A 14,483-nucleotide genomic window follows, 5' to 3' on the forward strand; every position below is an offset into this window, starting at 1 on the left:
TTTAATCCGACTGGCCCGCGAATGCCGGTCCTTGCTTGCCCGGCAAGTGGCATTCGCTCAGAAGGCTGGCGACTGATGGCGCTTTTCATCGCGCCTTAGGGAAGGTAAGCAGCATGGTACAGGTGAGAGCGAACCAGCCGATAAACACAGACGGCAGTATCAATCTCGACGCGTGGCTCGATCATATTGTCAGCGTCGACCTGGTCCTGGACCGGGAAGTCATGAAAAAGGCCTGTGAGTTTGCCCGGGAAGCCGAGCAGACCGACAAGGCCCACAAGAATCATTGGGCAGAGGGCACCTCCAGTTTCCAGACCGGTCTGGAGATCGCGGAGATTCTGGCTGACCTCAAGCTGGATCAGGACTCACTGGTCGCTGCGGTCATTTACCGTGGTGTGCGTGAAGGTCTCGTTGCGCTGCCGGACGTCGAGCAGCGCTTTGGCGCAACGGTCGCCAAACTCATCGACGGCGTGCTGCGCATGGCCGCGATCAGCGCCAGCCTCAGCCCTCGTCAGTCTCTGGTACTCGGCAGTCAGGCGCAGGTCGAAAACCTGCGCAAGATGCTGGTGGCGATGGTCGACGACGTTCGTGTTGCGCTGATCAAACTGGCCGAACGTACCTGCGCGATTCGTGCGGTGAAGAACGCCGACGACGAAAAACGCAATCGTGTGGCTCGCGAAGTCTTCGACATCTATGCACCGCTGGCCCACCGCCTGGGTATCGGGCACATCAAGTGGGAGCTGGAAGACCTGTCCTTCCGCTACCTGGAGCCCGATCAGTACAAGCAGATCGCCAAGCTGTTGCATGAGCGCAGGCTGGACCGCGAGCGCTTCATCAGCGACGTCATGTCCCAGCTCGACAACGAGCTGCAGGCTACTGGCGTGACCGCTGACATCAGTGGCCGTGCCAAGCATATCTATTCCATCTGGCGCAAAATGCAGCGCAAGGGCCTGGCGTTCAGCCAGATCTATGACGTGCGTGCGCTGCGTGTGCTGGTCCCGGAAATGCGCGATTGCTACACCGCGCTGGGTATCGTGCACACGTTGTGGCGGCATATTCCCAAAGAGTTCGACGATTACATCGCCAACCCCAAGGAAAACGGCTATCGCTCGCTGCACACCGCCGTGATCGGGCCGGAAGGCAAGGTGCTGGAAGTGCAGATCCGCACCCACGCCATGCATGAAGAGGCCGAGTTGGGCGTTTGTGCGCACTGGCGCTATAAAGGCACCGACGTCAAATCCGGTTCCAATCATTACGAAGAGAAGATTTCCTGGCTGCGTCAGGTGCTCGAATGGCATGAAGAGCTGGGCGACATCGGCGGTCTGGCAGACCAACTGCGAGTCGATATCGAGCCTGACCGCGTCTACGTCTTCACCCCTGACGGCCACGCCATCGACCTGCCCAAGGGCGCGACACCACTGGACTTCGCCTATCGGGTGCACACCGAAATCGGCCATAACTGCCGGGGTGCGAAGATCAATGGCCGCATCGTCCCGCTCAACTACAGCCTGCAGACCGGCGAGCAGGTCGAGATCATCACCAGCAAGCACGGTACGCCGAGCCGCGACTGGCTGAACTCGAACCTGGGGTACATCACCACCTCGCGCGCGCGGGCCAAGATCGTTCACTGGTTCAAGTTGCAGGCCCGCGATCAGAACGTCGCCGCCGGCAGAACCCTGATCGAACGCGAACTGGCGCGCCTGGCGTTGCCGCAGGTCGATTTCGACAAGCTGGCGGAAAAGGCCAATCACAAGACCGCCGACGACATGTTCGCGGCTTTGGGCGCAGGCGACCTGCGTCTGGCGCAACTGGTCAATCTGGCCCAGCAGCAGGTCGAGCCTGATCGCGTCAATGAACAGCTGGAACTGATCCCGCGCAAGGCCACCGGCTACAAGCCCGGCAAGCGGGGGGATATTCAGATTCAGGGCGTTGGCAACCTGATGACGCAGATGGCCGGCTGCTGCCAGCCGCTGCCGGGCGATGCCATCGTCGGTTATATCACCCAAGGTCGTGGCGTCAGCATCCACCGTCAGGATTGCGCTTCGGTGCTGCAACTGGGCGGTCGCGAGCCTGAACGGATCATTCAGGTCAGCTGGGGACCGGTGCCGGTGCTCACCTATCCGGTGGACATCATCATTCGCGCCTACGACCGTTCCGGCTTGCTGCGGGATGTCACCCAGGTGCTGCTCAACGAGCGGATCAACGTGCTGGCGGTCAACACCCGTTCGAACAAGGAAGACAACACTGCGCTTATGTCCCTGACCATCGAGATTCCAGGCCTGGACGCGCTGGGGCGGTTGCTGGGGCGTATTTCCCAGTTGCCGAACATCATTGAAACGCGCAGGAACAGGACGCCATAAGCGTTGCCTGCGCTCACAGGGAGCCCCATGCATACAGTTCAAGACCTGCTGAACCTCATGGCCCGGCTGCGTGATCCGCAGTTCGGCTGCCCGTGGGACCTGAAGCAGACCTACGCCAGCATCGTGCCGCACACGCTGGAAGAAGCCTATGAAGTGGCCGACGCCATCGAACAGGGCGACCTCGACCATCTGAAGGGTGAGTTGGGTGACCTGCTGTTTCAGGTGGTTTTCTATGCGCAGTTGGCCAAAGAGGAAGGCCGGTTTGAATTCGACGACGTCATCGACGGCATTACCCGCAAGTTGCTGCGTCGCCATCCGCACGTGTTTCCGACTGGCGAGCTGTACGCGCCGGCAGAAACGCCACGCCTGACCGACGAGCAGGTCAATCTTCGTTGGGACGAAATCAAGGCCGAGGAGCGTGCCGAGAAGGCCGGTGTGCCCGAGCAGTTGTCGCTGCTCGACGACGTGCCCCGGGCCTTGCCCGCGTTGAGTCGGGCAGCCAAACTGCAGAAGCGTGCGGCGCAGGTGGGTTTCGACTGGCCTGCGGCATTGCCGGTGGTCGACAAGGTGCGTGAAGAACTCGATGAAATTCTCGAGGCCATGGTCGACAATGACGCCGAGGGCATTGCCGAGGAAGTTGGCGACCTGCTGTTCAGCGTCGTCAACCTGGCCCGACACCTCAAGGTCGACCCGGAAACTGCGCTACGCTCGGCCAATAGCAAGTTCGACAGACGCTTCCGATTCATTGAACAGGCTTTGCGCCACCTGCAGCGTCCTATCGAAGCGTGCTCGCTCGAAGAAATGGATGCGTTGTGGGGCGAAGCCAAACGTCAGGAAAAGAGCACACCCGGCTGCGGCTGAGTGTGCGGTAACGGTATAAGTGAGTAGACAATGAGCCTTTCCCTTCGCGATCAGTTGCTCAAGGCAGGTCTGGTCAACCAAAAGCAGGCCAAGCAGGTCGGCAAAGAAAAGCAGAAAGAGCAGCGTCTGGTGCACAAGGGTCAGGCGCAGGCCGATGACTCGCAAAAGCGTGCGGCCCAGGAGGCCATGGCCGAGAAGGCCAAACGTGATCAGGAGCTGAACCGTCAGCAGCAGGAGAAGGTCGAGCAGAAGGCCCGCGCCGCTCAGGTCAAGCAACTGATCGAAGTGTCGCGCCTGCCCAAGCTGATCACCGAGGATTACTACAACTTCGTTGACGACAAGAAGGTCAAACGCATCCCGGTCAACGCCATGGTGCGCAACAAGCTCAGCAGCGGTTCACTGGCCATCGTTCACCACGGCGGCGGTTACGAGATCATTCCGCGGGAGGCTGCGCTGAAGATCCAGGAGCGTGACCCGCGTCGTATCGTGCTGCTCAACATCCCGACCGAAGCGCCGGATGCAGACGACCCGTATGCGGCGTATCAGGTGCCTGACGATCTGATGTGGTAAGCCCACGGCGCTGTCATTGAGGTGTCAAAACAAAACCCGCATTCAGCGGGTTTTGTCTTTTCCTGTTCTTGGATTTGTTCAGTGGTTGCCCTGGCTTTCCAGCGCTTCCAGCTCTTCCTTATAGCGAAGGGCATCGGACTCAACGTGGAACATGCCTACCAGTTGGTCCTGTTGGTGCACGTCCCAGATCTGGATGCCGTCGGCAACGGCTTCGTGAGAGAGGTGGGCGTCGTCGCGTTCAGTAACTCTGACAGTCATAGTAGTAAGCTCCTGACTTTGATGGCCTGAATGGTTAGGCCTCTGGATACTGCGGCGATGTGTCGCAGGACTCTTTTATAGGATTTGTTAGCTGCCTAAGTAAATAGCCTGTTCAGGTTCCCCGGTGGTCACAAACTGATCGATCCTCTGCAGCCCTTGCATGACGAGGCTTGCAGCGCAGTGGTGGCAAAATGAAGGATGTTTCATGTGCTTCTAGCCTGTCCGAATGCGCGTGTAAACGCCGTTCCAGACGCTCCGCGTCCTCTTGACGACGCAGAGCGTCGAGAACTGCATTCCCACGCTGGAGCGTGAGGAACGATCATCGCAACATCGTGCCGATGCTCCGCGCTTCTGTCTGTAGGGCGTGGGAGTGAGCTTGCTCACGAAGGGCAGGTGCTGGCGCGACTATCGTGCGGCGCTCCGTGTTCTCTTGACGACGCAGAGCGTCGAGAACTGCATTCCCATGCTGGAGCGTGAGGAACGATCATCTCAACTATCGTGCCCGGATGCTCTGCGCTTCTGCCCGAAGGGCGTGGGAGTGAGCTTGCTCACGAAGGGCAGGTGCAGGCCCGACTATCGTGCGGCGCTCTGCGTCGCATGCCTTCAGCCAATAAAAAGCCCCGCTAAAAAGCGGGGCTCTGTGGTGCGTGCTGTCAGGGCAATCAGCTGCCTTTGACGGCCTTGCCGTTGACGGTGCCGTCCAGCAAGACGATGTTGTATTCCTTGCCGTCGGTTTCGACCTGTTGCAGGCGGACCAGCAGGTAATCCCAGTCCTTGGCGAACCACAGCACAGTGGTGCGCTTGCTTTGCGTCGGGTCACGCACGCGCTCGACCTTGATCGCATCGACCTGGCCGGTCTTGGTGGTGACTTTTTCCGAACCCAGCACGCGGAAGTCGTAGGTGTCTACTTCATCACCGTCGACAACCTGATAGCTCATGCTCTTCTTGCCCTCAGCGATGTCATGTTGCAACGCCAGCTGATAGGTGGACTTGTCGAGGATGCCACGGTTGAGCGGCAGCTTGATCGCATCGCCACGGTCGGTGCCGGTGACGAACTTGGTGTTCCAGTCGAACGCCAGATCGACCTTCTTGGATTTACCCAGGCCACTGCGCTCGAAGTTGTAGGTCTGCGGCAGCAGGGTGTCCTTGTCGACCTTCAGGGTGCTGACTTCAGTCAGGCTGGCGATCATCATCGAGGCCTTGAAGCTCAGGGTCCAGGTGCCATTGGCGCCGGCTTCCAGGCTGCGTTCGGCCGTGCCGCTCATGGGCAGCTGTTTCCAGTCGGCGGTGTAGCTGGCGGAGAAGGGTTGAAGGTCTGCGGCCTGTACGGCAGGCAAGGCGAGCAGAGCGAAAGCGAAGAGCAGAGCGCGACGCATAGTATCTCCTAATGTCGAATCAGATGGCCGCTGGCCGGGAGTAACTGGCTATCGAGTAACGCACCTTGTTCACCAAGGCTCAGTCGGCCTTCGGCAAACCAGCGAATGGCCAGTGGGTAAATACGGTGCTCTTGAACATGGACCCGTTGCGCGAGCGTTGCGGGCGTGTCGTGCAACTGTACCGAAATAACAGCCTGTACGACCAGTGGGCCGCCATCGAGTTCCTCGGTAACGAAATGCACGCTGCAGCCATGCTCGGTGTCGCCGGCCTCCAGCGCACGCTTGTGCGTGTGCAAGCCTTTGTAACGCGGCAGCAGGGAAGGGTGAATATTCAGCAGGCGGCCATGGTAGTGGCGAACGAATCCTGCGCTGAGAATGCGCATGAACCCGGCCAATACGACCAACTGTGGCTGGAAGGCGTCGATCCGTTCGATCAGCGCTGCATCGAAGGCTTCACGGCCCTCGTATGCGGTGTGATCCAGTACGCAGGTTTCGATGCCTGCGTCCCGTGCACGTTGCAGGCCGAATGCATCTGCGCGGTTGGAAATCACCGCGCGGATGCGGACGGGACTGGCCCCGTCCTTGAAGCTGTCGATCATCGCTTGCAGGTTGCCGCCGGTGCCGGACAACAGCACCACGACTTCGCAGATGGCTGGCATCAATGCGCCTTGAGGTTTTTCAGCTCGACCTGTGCTGCGCCTTCGGCAGCGGTGGCGATCTGGCCGATCACCCAAGGCTGCTCGCCAGCTTCACGCAGCACCTTCAGTGCTGCTTCGACGTGCTCCTGAGCGACACAGATCACCATGCCCACGCCGCAGTTCAGCACGCGGTGCATCTCGTTTTCCGCAACGTTGCCTTGCTGCTGCAGCCAGTCGAACACGGCCGGACGCTGCCAGCTGGCGACGTCGACCACGGCCTGAGCGCCTTCCGGCAGTACGCGTGGAATGTTGTCGAGCAGGCCGCCACCGGTGATGTGGGCCATGGCCTTGACTGCGCCGGTTTCCTTGATCAGCTTGAGCAGCGGCTTCACGTAGATGCGGGTCGGCGCCATCAGCAGTTCGGTCAGTGGCTTGCCGTCCAGCTGGATGTTTTCGATATCGGCGCCTGCCACTTCGATGATCTTGCGGATCAGCGAGTAGCCGTTGGAGTGCGGGCCGGACGATGGCAGGGCGAGCAGGGCGTCACCGGCAGCGACTTTCGAGCCGTCGATGATCTCGGCCTTTTCCACTACGCCGACGCAGAAGCCTGCCAGGTCGTAGTCTTCGCCTTCGTACATGCCCGGCATTTCAGCGGTTTCGCCGCCGACCAGCGAGCAGCCGGCCAGTTCGCAGCCGGCGCCGATGCCGGTGACGACCTGAGCGGCGGTGTCGACGTTCAGCTTGCCGGTGGCGTAGTAATCGAGGAAGAACAGTGGCTCTGCGCCGCAGACCACCAGGTCATTGACGCACATGGCGACCAGGTCGATGCCGATGGTGTCGTGCTTGTTCAGGTTCAGCGCCAGACGCAGCTTGGTGCCCACGCCGTCGGTGCCGGAAACCAGAACCGGTTGCTTGTAGCCGGCCGGGATTTCGCAGAGGGCGCCGAAGCCTCCCAGGCCGCCCATGACTTCCGGACGCTTGGTGCGCTTGGCGACGCTCTTGATGCGTTCGACCAATGCTTCACCGGCGTCGATGTCTACACCGGCGTCTTTATAGCTCAGGGAGGGTTGCTTGCTCATAGAAAATCCAGGCCTTTAGGGGGGATTCGGAGGTATCGACCGCTGCGTTAGGGCCCGTTCAGCACCGCGCTGTCATGCGGTGGTAATGTTGGGGCCATGGCGATTGCCGGTCTGCGAAGGCGCGCGATTTTATCAGGCTTGCTCATCAGGGGCCATCCTTGCGCCGACAACAGGGCGGTGTTGCACCAAATTAACCTCGAGCAGGTGGCCTGTCAGTGCGAGCCTGGACGTTTAGGGTGTACTTTATGCGCGAACTGAATGATAGGTGGTTCACGTCTGTCCCAGACTGGTACACCTGCTGAAACCGCTTCTTTTTACTTTTTTCCGTTCGGGAACTGTCCATGCGTTTTTCCAGAATTCTTCTAGTCGGCTGTCTGTCCCTGATCAGCCTTCCCAGCCTTGCCGAAACGGTCAGCAACCTTTATCAGGTTCGCGAGCCGGTCAATGGCCAGTCGCCCGATGAGCGCACGCGGGCCACGCAGGCCGCCGTCGAAACCCTGGTGCTGCGCCTGACCGGCGACGCCAAGGCCGTGCAGGGCTCGGCCATCGCCGCACTGCGCAAGGACCCGCAGCAGATCATCAGCCAGTACGGCTACGAGGCCGGTCCGCCGGAAACCCTGCTGGTCGACTTCGATCCGGCCACCATCGACCGTGCCTTGCACGATGCGGGGCTGCCGATCTGGGGCAGCAATCGCCCGTCGATTCTCGGCTGGTGGCTGAATGACTCGGTGGAAGGCTCGAATCTGGTCGGCGACGGTCAGGCCGCTGCCGAACCCTTGCGCCAGGCCGCTCAGCACCGCGGACTGCCGCTGCGTCTGCCGCTGGCTGATTTGAGCGAGCAGGGTATCGGTAATGCGAAAACCCTGGAGGGCACTGACCCTGCGCCGCTCAAGGAAGCCTCGGAGCGCTATGGCGCTGACGCGATACTGGCCGTGCACGCCCGGGAAGATGGCGGTCAGTGGCAGGGCAAATGGCGCTTGTGGCTGGGTGATCAGCGCGAACAGGGCACCGCAACCGGTGCCACGTCCGAGGCCTTGGCCGATGCGGTGCTGCTGTCGGTCAGCGAGCGTCTGGCTCCGCGCTTCGTCGCCAAGCCCGGTGCGTCGACCGGCATGCTGATCCAGGTCCAAGGCATGACACTTGAGCGCTATGCGCAGCTGCTTCAGTTACTCGAACCGTTCGGCGTGCGTCTGAGTTCTGTCGAGGGCGATAAAGTGGTGTTTGAGGTCAGTGGCAGCACCGATCAGCTACGCTCGCAGTTGTCGCTGGCCAAATTGCAGGAAGTGCCCGCAGCCGAAGCAGCCGCTACCGCAACGTCGCCTGCTGCGCCTGTCGATGCGACTGCGCCGGTTGCGCCAGCCAATGGAGCTGCTGCTCCGGCACCTGCGCCCGCACCGATGATTGTTCCGGCGTCTGCGCCACAGCTCTATTTCCGCTGGTAACCCGGCAAGAACGCTTTTCCACTGGCTTGAGGGATGTTGATGACTGATACGCGGCGTTGGTTCTGGATCGGCGGCCTGGCCTTGCTGGTTGCATTCGTGGTGCTGTTGCACACGATCCTCACTCCTTTTCTGGTGGCGTTACTGCTGGCCTACATGGGTGATCCGCTGGTGGACCGTCTGGAGCGCGCCGGACTGTCCAGAACCCTGAGCGTTGTGGTCGTGTTCGGGTTGTTCACGCTGGTGCTGATGGCGTTGCTGCTGGTTCTGGTGCCGATGCTCGCCAAGCAGTTGTTCCGTCTTTACGAGCTGGCGCCGCAGATTCTTGACTGGCTGCAACACTCGGCGTTGCCGTGGGTCCAGGCCAAGTTCGGGCTGGCAGACGGGTTCTGGAAGTTCGACAAGATCAAAGCAGCCATCTCCGAGCATATGGGCCAGGCCGGGGACATCGTCTCTATCGTGCTGTCCCAGGCTACGGCGTCCAGCCTGGCGCTGATCGGCTGGCTGACCAATCTGGTGCTGATCCCCGTGGTGTGTTTCTACCTGCTGCGTGACTGGGACATCATGACCGGCAAGATCCGTGGCCTGCTGCCGCGTCAGCGTGAAGGGCAAATCGTCAAGCTGGCGGGCGAGTGCCACGAAGTGCTGGGCGCGTTCATACGCGGTCAGTTGCTGGTGATGGTCGGCCTTGGCGTGATCTATGCGGCCGGTCTGATGCTGGTCGGGCTGGAGCTGGGCCTGCTGATCGGCGTGATTGCCGGTCTGGCGGCCATCGTGCCTTATATGGGGTTCGTGATCGGTATCGGTTCGGCGCTGGTGGCCGGGCTGTTCCAGTTTGGCGGTGACCTGTACCCGATGATGGGGATTGTGGCGGTGTTCATGATCGGTCAGGCCCTCGAGGGGATGGTGCTGACGCCGTTGCTGGTCGGTGATCGCATCGGCCTGCACCCGGTCGCCGTCATCTTCGCGATTCTGGCGGGTGGCGAGCTGTTCGGCTTCACCGGCATTCTGCTGGCCCTGCCGGTGGCGGCGGTGATCATGGTGCTGGTGCGCCACATGCATGATCTGTACAAGGACTCGGAAATCTACGCAGGCGCGGAAGATCCGGAGCTGTAAGATCGATGCAAGCCTCTTCGCCGCCCGGTGAAGAGGCTCATGCCTTGAGTGCATGCCCCCTGCAAACGCCCTGTCCTGGGCTCTGTACGAAAAGTGGCTGCGCTCGGTGATGCTTCGTTAAAAACAGGCTCGGATGCGAGTCCAATCGGAATGCTCATTTACAACACGTAGAGTCGAGCGCGACCCCGGCCGTTCCTCGCCTGTTTTTGCCTTGCCTGACCTTCGCTCGCCGACTTTTCGTACAGCGCCTGGACGGCGCTTTACTCACCCTGACGCAAACCTTTGATTTTGCTTGAGGTCTGTCGCATTGTGCGACCAGCGTCACGGGTATAAACTTTGCGCTCTTTACACAGAGGCCCTTGACGGTTTGCATGAGCCGTTAGTCAGCATGAAACCGATTCAGCTGCCCCTGAGTGTGCGTCTGCGTGATGACGCCACTTTCGTCAATTACTATCCAGGCGCCAACGCCGCTGCACTCGGCTATGTCGAGCGGCTGTGCGAAGCCGACGCTGGCTGGACCGAAAGCCTCATCTATCTGTGGGGCAAGGACGGAGTAGGGCGCACGCACCTGCTGCAGGCTGCCTGCCTGCGTTTCGAGCAGTTGGGCGAGCCTGCAGTGTATCTGCCGCTGGCCGAAGTCATAGATGAAGGCATCGAGCTGTTCGATCATCTGGAGCAGTACGAGCTGGTGTGTCTGGACGATCTGCAGGCGATCGTCGGCAAGCCCGACTGGGAAGAAGCGCTGTTTCATCTGTTCAATCGTCTGCGTGACAGCGGGCGTCGTCTGCTGATTGCCGCGTCCAAATCGCCCCGCGAACTGCCGGTAAAGCTTCCCGACCTGAAATCGCGCCTGACCATGGCATTGGTGTTCCAGATGCGCGGTCTGTCCGACGAGGACAAGCTGCGCGCCTTGCAACTGCGTGCTTCACGGCGCGGCCTGCACCTGACCGACGATGTCGGGCATTTCATCCTAACGCGTGGTACACGCAGCATGAGCGCGTTGTTCGAATTGCTCGAGCGCCTCGATCAGGCGTCACTCCAGGAAAAGCGCAAGCTGACCATTCCCTTCCTTAAAGAGACCCTCGGGTGGTAGATCAGGCGCTGTTGATGCAGACGGCGGCTGCCTTGCGCCATGCACAACGGATTCTGGTGATCACCGGGGCGGGTCTGTCTGCCGATTCGGGGCTGCCGACCTATCGCGGCGTGGGCGGGCTCTACAATGGCAAGACCGACGATGGCCTGCCTATCGAAATGGCCCTGTCCGGGCCCATGTTGCGCCGTGACCCCGAGCTGTGCTGGAAGTATATCGCTGAACTGGGCAGGGCGTGCCTGGGTGGCGAACCGAATATCGCGCATTACGCCATCGCCCAGTTGCAGCGCATCAAACCCGAGTGCTGGGTGCTGACCCAGAACGTCGACGGTTATCACCGTGCGGCGGGCAGTCCGCCGGAGCGCCTGATCGAAATTCACGGGCAACTCTCGCCACTGTTTTGCCAATCCTGCGGTGCTGAGGATTCGCAATTGAGTGAGCACTTGCAGCGCCCTTTGCCCCCCTTATGCCCGGCATGTAGTGGCATTTTGCGACCGTCCGTCGTTCTTTTTCAGGAAATGCTTCCCGAAAAAGCCCTGGAAACACTGTATGAACAGCTGGCTAAAGGCTATGACGCGGTGCTGAGTATCGGCACCACCGCAAGCTTCCCCTACATTCACGAACCGGTCATTCGCACCAGGGTTTCCGGGGGTTTTACCGCAGAAATCAATCCGCAGCCTACGGATCACAGCGCGCAGATGGACGTCTTTTTGCCCTACCGCGCGGCACATGTCATGGCCGAACTCATAAGTCACATCTAGTTCGATTGAATTTGCAAATCACCTTCATAAAAGGCATAGTCTCGCCATCTTAACTAGTCAGCCACGGTTGTGCCCATGCAAGTTGTTCGCTTCGCACCCCTCGTGCCTCTCGCACTCGTTACATTTCTCTTCGGTTGCTCGGCCAATATGCCGGTCGCACAGCAGGAACAGGCCCAGCCAGTTCCACGCTATCAGAGCGCGATCAATGCCAATGCCCAGTCCGCAGCCCGTCGCGCCGACGCGGCAGTCCTGCAGGACGAGCTCGCTACCGAAGACGAACTGGCCCAGTTCGCTGATAACAAGTCTTACCAACTGCCGGCCCTGGCCGACAGCATCCTGGAGCGTGGCAAGTCGCTGATCGGCACACGCTACAAGTTCGGCGGCACGTCGACTTCTTCGGGTTTCGATTGCAGCGGCTTCATCGGTTATCTGTTTCGCGAAGAGGCCGGCATGAGCCTGCCACGTTCCACGCGTGAAATGATCAACGTCAACGCACCTCTGGTGGCGCGCAACAAGCTTCAGCCGGGCGATGTGCTGTTCTTCAGTACTCGCGGTCGCGGTCAGGTCAGCCACGCAGCGATCTACGCCGGTAATCGGCAGTTCATCCACTCCAGCAGTCGCCGCAGCGGCGGTGTGCGCATCGACAGCCTCGATGACGCCTACTGGAGCAAGACCTTCATCGAGGCCAAGCGGCCGCTGGCGATGGCCCCGGGTACTGTTGCAGTAAAATCGACACCTGAAGTAACGCAGACAACGGCGATGACTTCGACTACAGTCAAGACCGCGCCCAAGCGGCGTAAATAAATAGAACGCGCAGTACAAGACCTTCGGGTCTTTCTGCGTTTTTGAGCTTCTCGGCAGCGTAAGCCGCATCCGGATAGGTTGTTGTGGTTATGTCGATTGCGTTGCGCCTGTTAGTCATTTCTATTGCTGCGTTGCTCGGTGCCTGCGCCAGCGCGCCGCCCCCGCCCAAAGCGCCCCGGATCGTTCAGCGTCCGGTGGTCACTGCTCCTCCCCAGATTCTTTCTCCAGCTGCCGAAGACGTGCTGTTTCGTGCGTTGGGGCTGGTTGGCACGCCTTATCGCTGGGGCGGCAACACGCCTGACTCCGGTTTCGATTGCAGCGGTCTTATAGGTTATGTCTATCGTGATGCGGCCGGCATTTCCCTGCCACGTTCCACACGCGAGATGATCGTGATGGGCGCACCGAATATTCGCCGCGAGCAACTGCAGTCAGGTGATCTGGTGTTCTTTGCCACGTCAGGTGGTTCGCAGGTGTCGCATGCGGGGATTTACGTGGGCGAAGGCCGCTTCGTGCATGCGCCGGCCACCGGCGGCACGGTGAAGCTCGACAGTCTCGACAAGCCTTACTGGCAGAGAGCCTACCTCAACGCCAAGCGCGTGATTCAGCCGTCCAGTCTGGCGCAGAATCGGCCCTAGGCAGGAACCGCTGATCAGCGGCTCCCCCCAGCTCCAGCCTCAGGATCGGACGCAGAGCGTTCAGAAAGGCGTGTCCACGCTGGAGAGTGGCACGCTGGGGATCGCCGCAGCTGTGCCGGCCTCTTCGCGAGCAAGCTCGCTCCCACAGGGATCACCGCTCGGCGTTACTGAGCAGCCTTGGCTGATGTCACGCGCCAGATCTTGTTGCCGACATCATCCGCCACCAGCAATCCGCCGCGCTGGTCATTGACCACGCCAACCGGACGGCCCATGGCTTTTTCATCCTTGTTGAGGAAGCCGGTCAACACATCGACCGGTGTGCCGTTGGGTTTGCCGCCACTGAATGGAATGAACACCACCTTATAGCCGCTGTGCGGTTTGCGGTTCCATGAGCCGTGCTGACCAATGAACAGGCCTTCGTTGAACGGTGCAGCCAGTGTCTTGCCGTCGGCGAACACCAGGCCCAGCGAAGCGGTGTGCGGACCGACTGCGTAATCCGGGGCAATCGCCTTGGCGACCAGTGCCGGGTTCTGCGGCTTGACGCGCTCGTCGACATGCTGGCCGTAGTAGCTGTAAGGCCAGCCGTAGAATGCGCCGTCCTGCACCGAGGTGACGTAGTCAGGCACCAGATCGCTGCCGATCTCGTCGCGCTCGTTGACCGCCGTCCACAGTTTGCCGGTCTTCGGCTCCCAATCCATGCCGTTGGGGTTGCGCAGGCCGGACGCGAAGATCCGATGGTTGCCGGTGGCCGCGTCCACTTCCCAGATCGCCGCACGACCCTCTTCCTTGTCCATGCCGTTTTCGGCCACGTTGCTGTTGGAGCCCACGGTCACGTACAGCTTGCTGCCATCCTTGCTGGCGATGACATTCTTGGTCCAGTGGTGATTGAGCGTGCCGCCCGGCAGGTCGACCACCTTGGTCGCCTGCGCGCTGATCGAGGTCTGCCCGGATTCATACGGGAAGCTGATCAGGCGATCGGTATCGGCGACATACAGCTTGTTGCCCACCAGGGTCATGCCGAACGGCGAATTGAGGTTTTGCAGGAAAACCGTGCGCGTCTCTGCCACACCGTCCTTGTCCACGTCGCGTAGCAAGGTAATACGGTTGGCGCTGGGCACGCCGGCACCGGCGCGGCCCATGACTTTTTCCATCACCCAGCCGCGAATGCCTTTGGAGTCATCCGGTTTGGCGGGCGAATTGGTTTCTGCGACCAGCACGTCACCGTTGGGCAACACATACAGCCAGCGCGGGTGGTCGAGGTTTTCGGCGAACGCAGCCACTTGTGTGCCCGGCGCGGCGACCGGCTTGGCGCCTTTTTCCCAGCCTACGGCAGGGGCGATGTTGACGGTCGGGATCAGCGTCTTGTTGGGCTCCGGCAGCTTGGGCGAGGGGCCTGTTCCATCCGAGACTTGCAGTCTCGAAGACTCGCCGCAGGCAGCGAGGCCGCCGGCGACCAGAAGCAACACTGCGTAGTGGGGTCTGAGTTTGAACATTGTCGA

14 protein-coding genes are annotated in these 14,483 nt (G+C 60.7%); 9 read left to right on the forward strand and 5 right to left on the reverse strand.

The genetic code is table 11. From position 1 onward, the window contains the following. Window positions 1–113: 113 nt before the first annotated feature. From relA to PCPL58_RS10390, 3 genes are read left to right on the forward strand one after another with little or no spacing between them, the layout of a single operon-like run. Window positions 114–2,357 carry a GTP diphosphokinase gene (gene relA, locus PCPL58_RS10380; RefSeq protein ID WP_003434372.1) on the forward strand — a complete coding sequence of 748 codons (2,244 nt, stop codon included), beginning with the start codon at window positions 114–116 and terminating at the stop codon, window positions 2,355–2,357. Between the two features lie 27 nt (window positions 2,358–2,384). After that, the gene (gene mazG, locus PCPL58_RS10385; RefSeq protein ID WP_003349676.1) at window positions 2,385–3,218 is read left to right on the forward strand and encodes a nucleoside triphosphate pyrophosphohydrolase; all 834 of its coding nucleotides are present in this window, start codon (window positions 2,385–2,387) and stop codon (window positions 3,216–3,218) included. Between the two features lie 30 nt (window positions 3,219–3,248). Then, window positions 3,249–3,788 carry a DUF2058 domain-containing protein gene (locus tag PCPL58_RS10390; RefSeq protein WP_065349358.1) on the forward strand — a complete coding sequence of 180 codons (540 nt, stop codon included), beginning with the start codon at window positions 3,249–3,251 and terminating at the stop codon, window positions 3,786–3,788. A gap of 78 nt (window positions 3,789–3,866) precedes the next feature. Here the strand turns inward: PCPL58_RS10390 and PCPL58_RS10395 are convergent, their stop codons facing one another. From PCPL58_RS10395 to purM, 4 genes are all read right to left on the reverse strand, one after another. Continuing rightward, window positions 3,867–4,046 carry a hypothetical protein gene (locus tag PCPL58_RS10395; protein WP_002554613.1) on the reverse strand — a complete coding sequence of 60 codons (180 nt, stop codon included), beginning with the start codon at window positions 4,044–4,046 and terminating at the stop codon, window positions 3,867–3,869. A gap of 662 nt (window positions 4,047–4,708) precedes the next feature. Beyond that, the gene (locus tag PCPL58_RS10400; protein ID WP_003369623.1) at window positions 4,709–5,422 is read right to left on the reverse strand and encodes a DUF3108 domain-containing protein; all 714 of its coding nucleotides are present in this window, start codon (window positions 5,420–5,422) and stop codon (window positions 4,709–4,711) included. 8 nt (window positions 5,423–5,430) lie between these two features. After that, window positions 5,431–6,081 (reverse strand): phosphoribosylglycinamide formyltransferase, encoded by a 651-nt coding sequence (purN, locus tag PCPL58_RS10405; protein ID WP_003344861.1) that lies wholly within the window; start codon window positions 6,079–6,081, stop codon window positions 5,431–5,433. Next, complete coding sequence (gene purM, locus PCPL58_RS10410; RefSeq protein WP_003344863.1) at window positions 6,081–7,139, reverse strand: phosphoribosylformylglycinamidine cyclo-ligase; 1,059 nt, start codon at window positions 7,137–7,139, stop codon at window positions 6,081–6,083. Before purM ends, purN begins: the two co-directional genes overlap by 1 nt. A 341-nt stretch (window positions 7,140–7,480) precedes the next feature. Here purM and PCPL58_RS10415 point away from each other — a divergent pair, with 341 nt between their 5' ends. From PCPL58_RS10415 to PCPL58_RS10440, 6 genes are all read left to right on the forward strand, one after another. Next, window positions 7,481–8,581, forward strand: coding sequence for a DUF2066 domain-containing protein (locus PCPL58_RS10415; RefSeq protein WP_065349359.1), 1,101 nt, complete (start codon window positions 7,481–7,483; stop codon window positions 8,579–8,581). Between the two features lie 39 nt (window positions 8,582–8,620). Further along, window positions 8,621–9,694 carry an AI-2E family transporter gene (locus PCPL58_RS10420; RefSeq protein ID WP_003434374.1) on the forward strand — a complete coding sequence of 358 codons (1,074 nt, stop codon included), beginning with the start codon at window positions 8,621–8,623 and terminating at the stop codon, window positions 9,692–9,694. A 388-nt stretch (window positions 9,695–10,082) separates the two neighbouring features. Beyond that, entirely contained in the window at window positions 10,083–10,787 is a 705-nt protein-coding gene (hda, locus tag PCPL58_RS10425; RefSeq protein WP_003369632.1) for a DnaA regulatory inactivator Hda, read from the forward strand. Next, on the forward strand, window positions 10,781–11,545 hold the full coding sequence (locus PCPL58_RS10430; RefSeq protein ID WP_003369633.1) for an NAD-dependent deacylase: 765 nt from the start codon (window positions 10,781–10,783) through the stop codon (window positions 11,543–11,545). The genes hda and PCPL58_RS10430 overlap by 7 nt, the downstream gene beginning before the upstream one ends. Before the next feature lie 75 nt (window positions 11,546–11,620). Next, window positions 11,621–12,349 carry a C40 family peptidase gene (locus PCPL58_RS10435; RefSeq protein ID WP_003369635.1) on the forward strand — a complete coding sequence of 243 codons (729 nt, stop codon included), beginning with the start codon at window positions 11,621–11,623 and terminating at the stop codon, window positions 12,347–12,349. 89 nt (window positions 12,350–12,438) lie between these two features. After that, on the forward strand, window positions 12,439–12,984 hold the full coding sequence (locus tag PCPL58_RS10440; RefSeq protein WP_065349360.1) for a C40 family peptidase: 546 nt from the start codon (window positions 12,439–12,441) through the stop codon (window positions 12,982–12,984). 164 nt (window positions 12,985–13,148) lie between these two features. Here PCPL58_RS10440 and PCPL58_RS10445 read toward each other — a convergent pair whose 3' ends face one another. Then, window positions 13,149–14,477 carry a PQQ-dependent sugar dehydrogenase gene (locus PCPL58_RS10445; protein WP_044309726.1) on the reverse strand — a complete coding sequence of 443 codons (1,329 nt, stop codon included), beginning with the start codon at window positions 14,475–14,477 and terminating at the stop codon, window positions 13,149–13,151. Between the last annotated feature and the right edge of the window lie 6 nt (window positions 14,478–14,483).

It is taken from the genome of Pseudomonas cerasi (assembly GCF_900074915.1).
Lineage (GTDB): Bacteria > Pseudomonadota > Gammaproteobacteria > Pseudomonadales > Pseudomonadaceae > Aquipseudomonas > Aquipseudomonas cerasi.

Coding starts and splice junctions, on each gene's coding strand:
- PCPL58_RS10420 (WP_003434374.1), top strand. CDS start 8,621: ATGACTGATACGCGGCGTTGGTTCTGGATCGGCGGCCTGGCCTTGCTG.
- relA (WP_003434372.1), top strand. CDS start 114: ATGGTACAGGTGAGAGCGAACCAGCCGATAAACACAGACGGCAGTATC.
- PCPL58_RS10415 (WP_065349359.1), top strand. CDS start 7,481: ATGCGTTTTTCCAGAATTCTTCTAGTCGGCTGTCTGTCCCTGATCAGC.
- hda (WP_003369632.1), top strand. CDS start 10,083: ATGAAACCGATTCAGCTGCCCCTGAGTGTGCGTCTGCGTGATGACGCC.
- purN (WP_003344861.1), bottom strand. CDS start 6,081: ATGCCAGCCATCTGCGAAGTCGTGGTGCTGTTGTCCGGCACCGGCGGC.
- PCPL58_RS10440 (WP_065349360.1), top strand. CDS start 12,439: ATGTCGATTGCGTTGCGCCTGTTAGTCATTTCTATTGCTGCGTTGCTC.
- PCPL58_RS10445 (WP_044309726.1), bottom strand. CDS start 14,477: ATGTTCAAACTCAGACCCCACTACGCAGTGTTGCTTCTGGTCGCCGGC.
- PCPL58_RS10395 (WP_002554613.1), bottom strand. CDS start 4,046: ATGACTGTCAGAGTTACTGAACGCGACGACGCCCACCTCTCTCACGAA.
- PCPL58_RS10435 (WP_003369635.1), top strand. CDS start 11,621: ATGCAAGTTGTTCGCTTCGCACCCCTCGTGCCTCTCGCACTCGTTACA.
- purM (WP_003344863.1), bottom strand. CDS start 7,139: ATGAGCAAGCAACCCTCCCTGAGCTATAAAGACGCCGGTGTAGACATC.
- PCPL58_RS10400 (WP_003369623.1), bottom strand. CDS start 5,422: ATGCGTCGCGCTCTGCTCTTCGCTTTCGCTCTGCTCGCCTTGCCTGCC.
- PCPL58_RS10390 (WP_065349358.1), top strand. CDS start 3,249: ATGAGCCTTTCCCTTCGCGATCAGTTGCTCAAGGCAGGTCTGGTCAAC.
- mazG (WP_003349676.1), top strand. CDS start 2,385: ATGCATACAGTTCAAGACCTGCTGAACCTCATGGCCCGGCTGCGTGAT.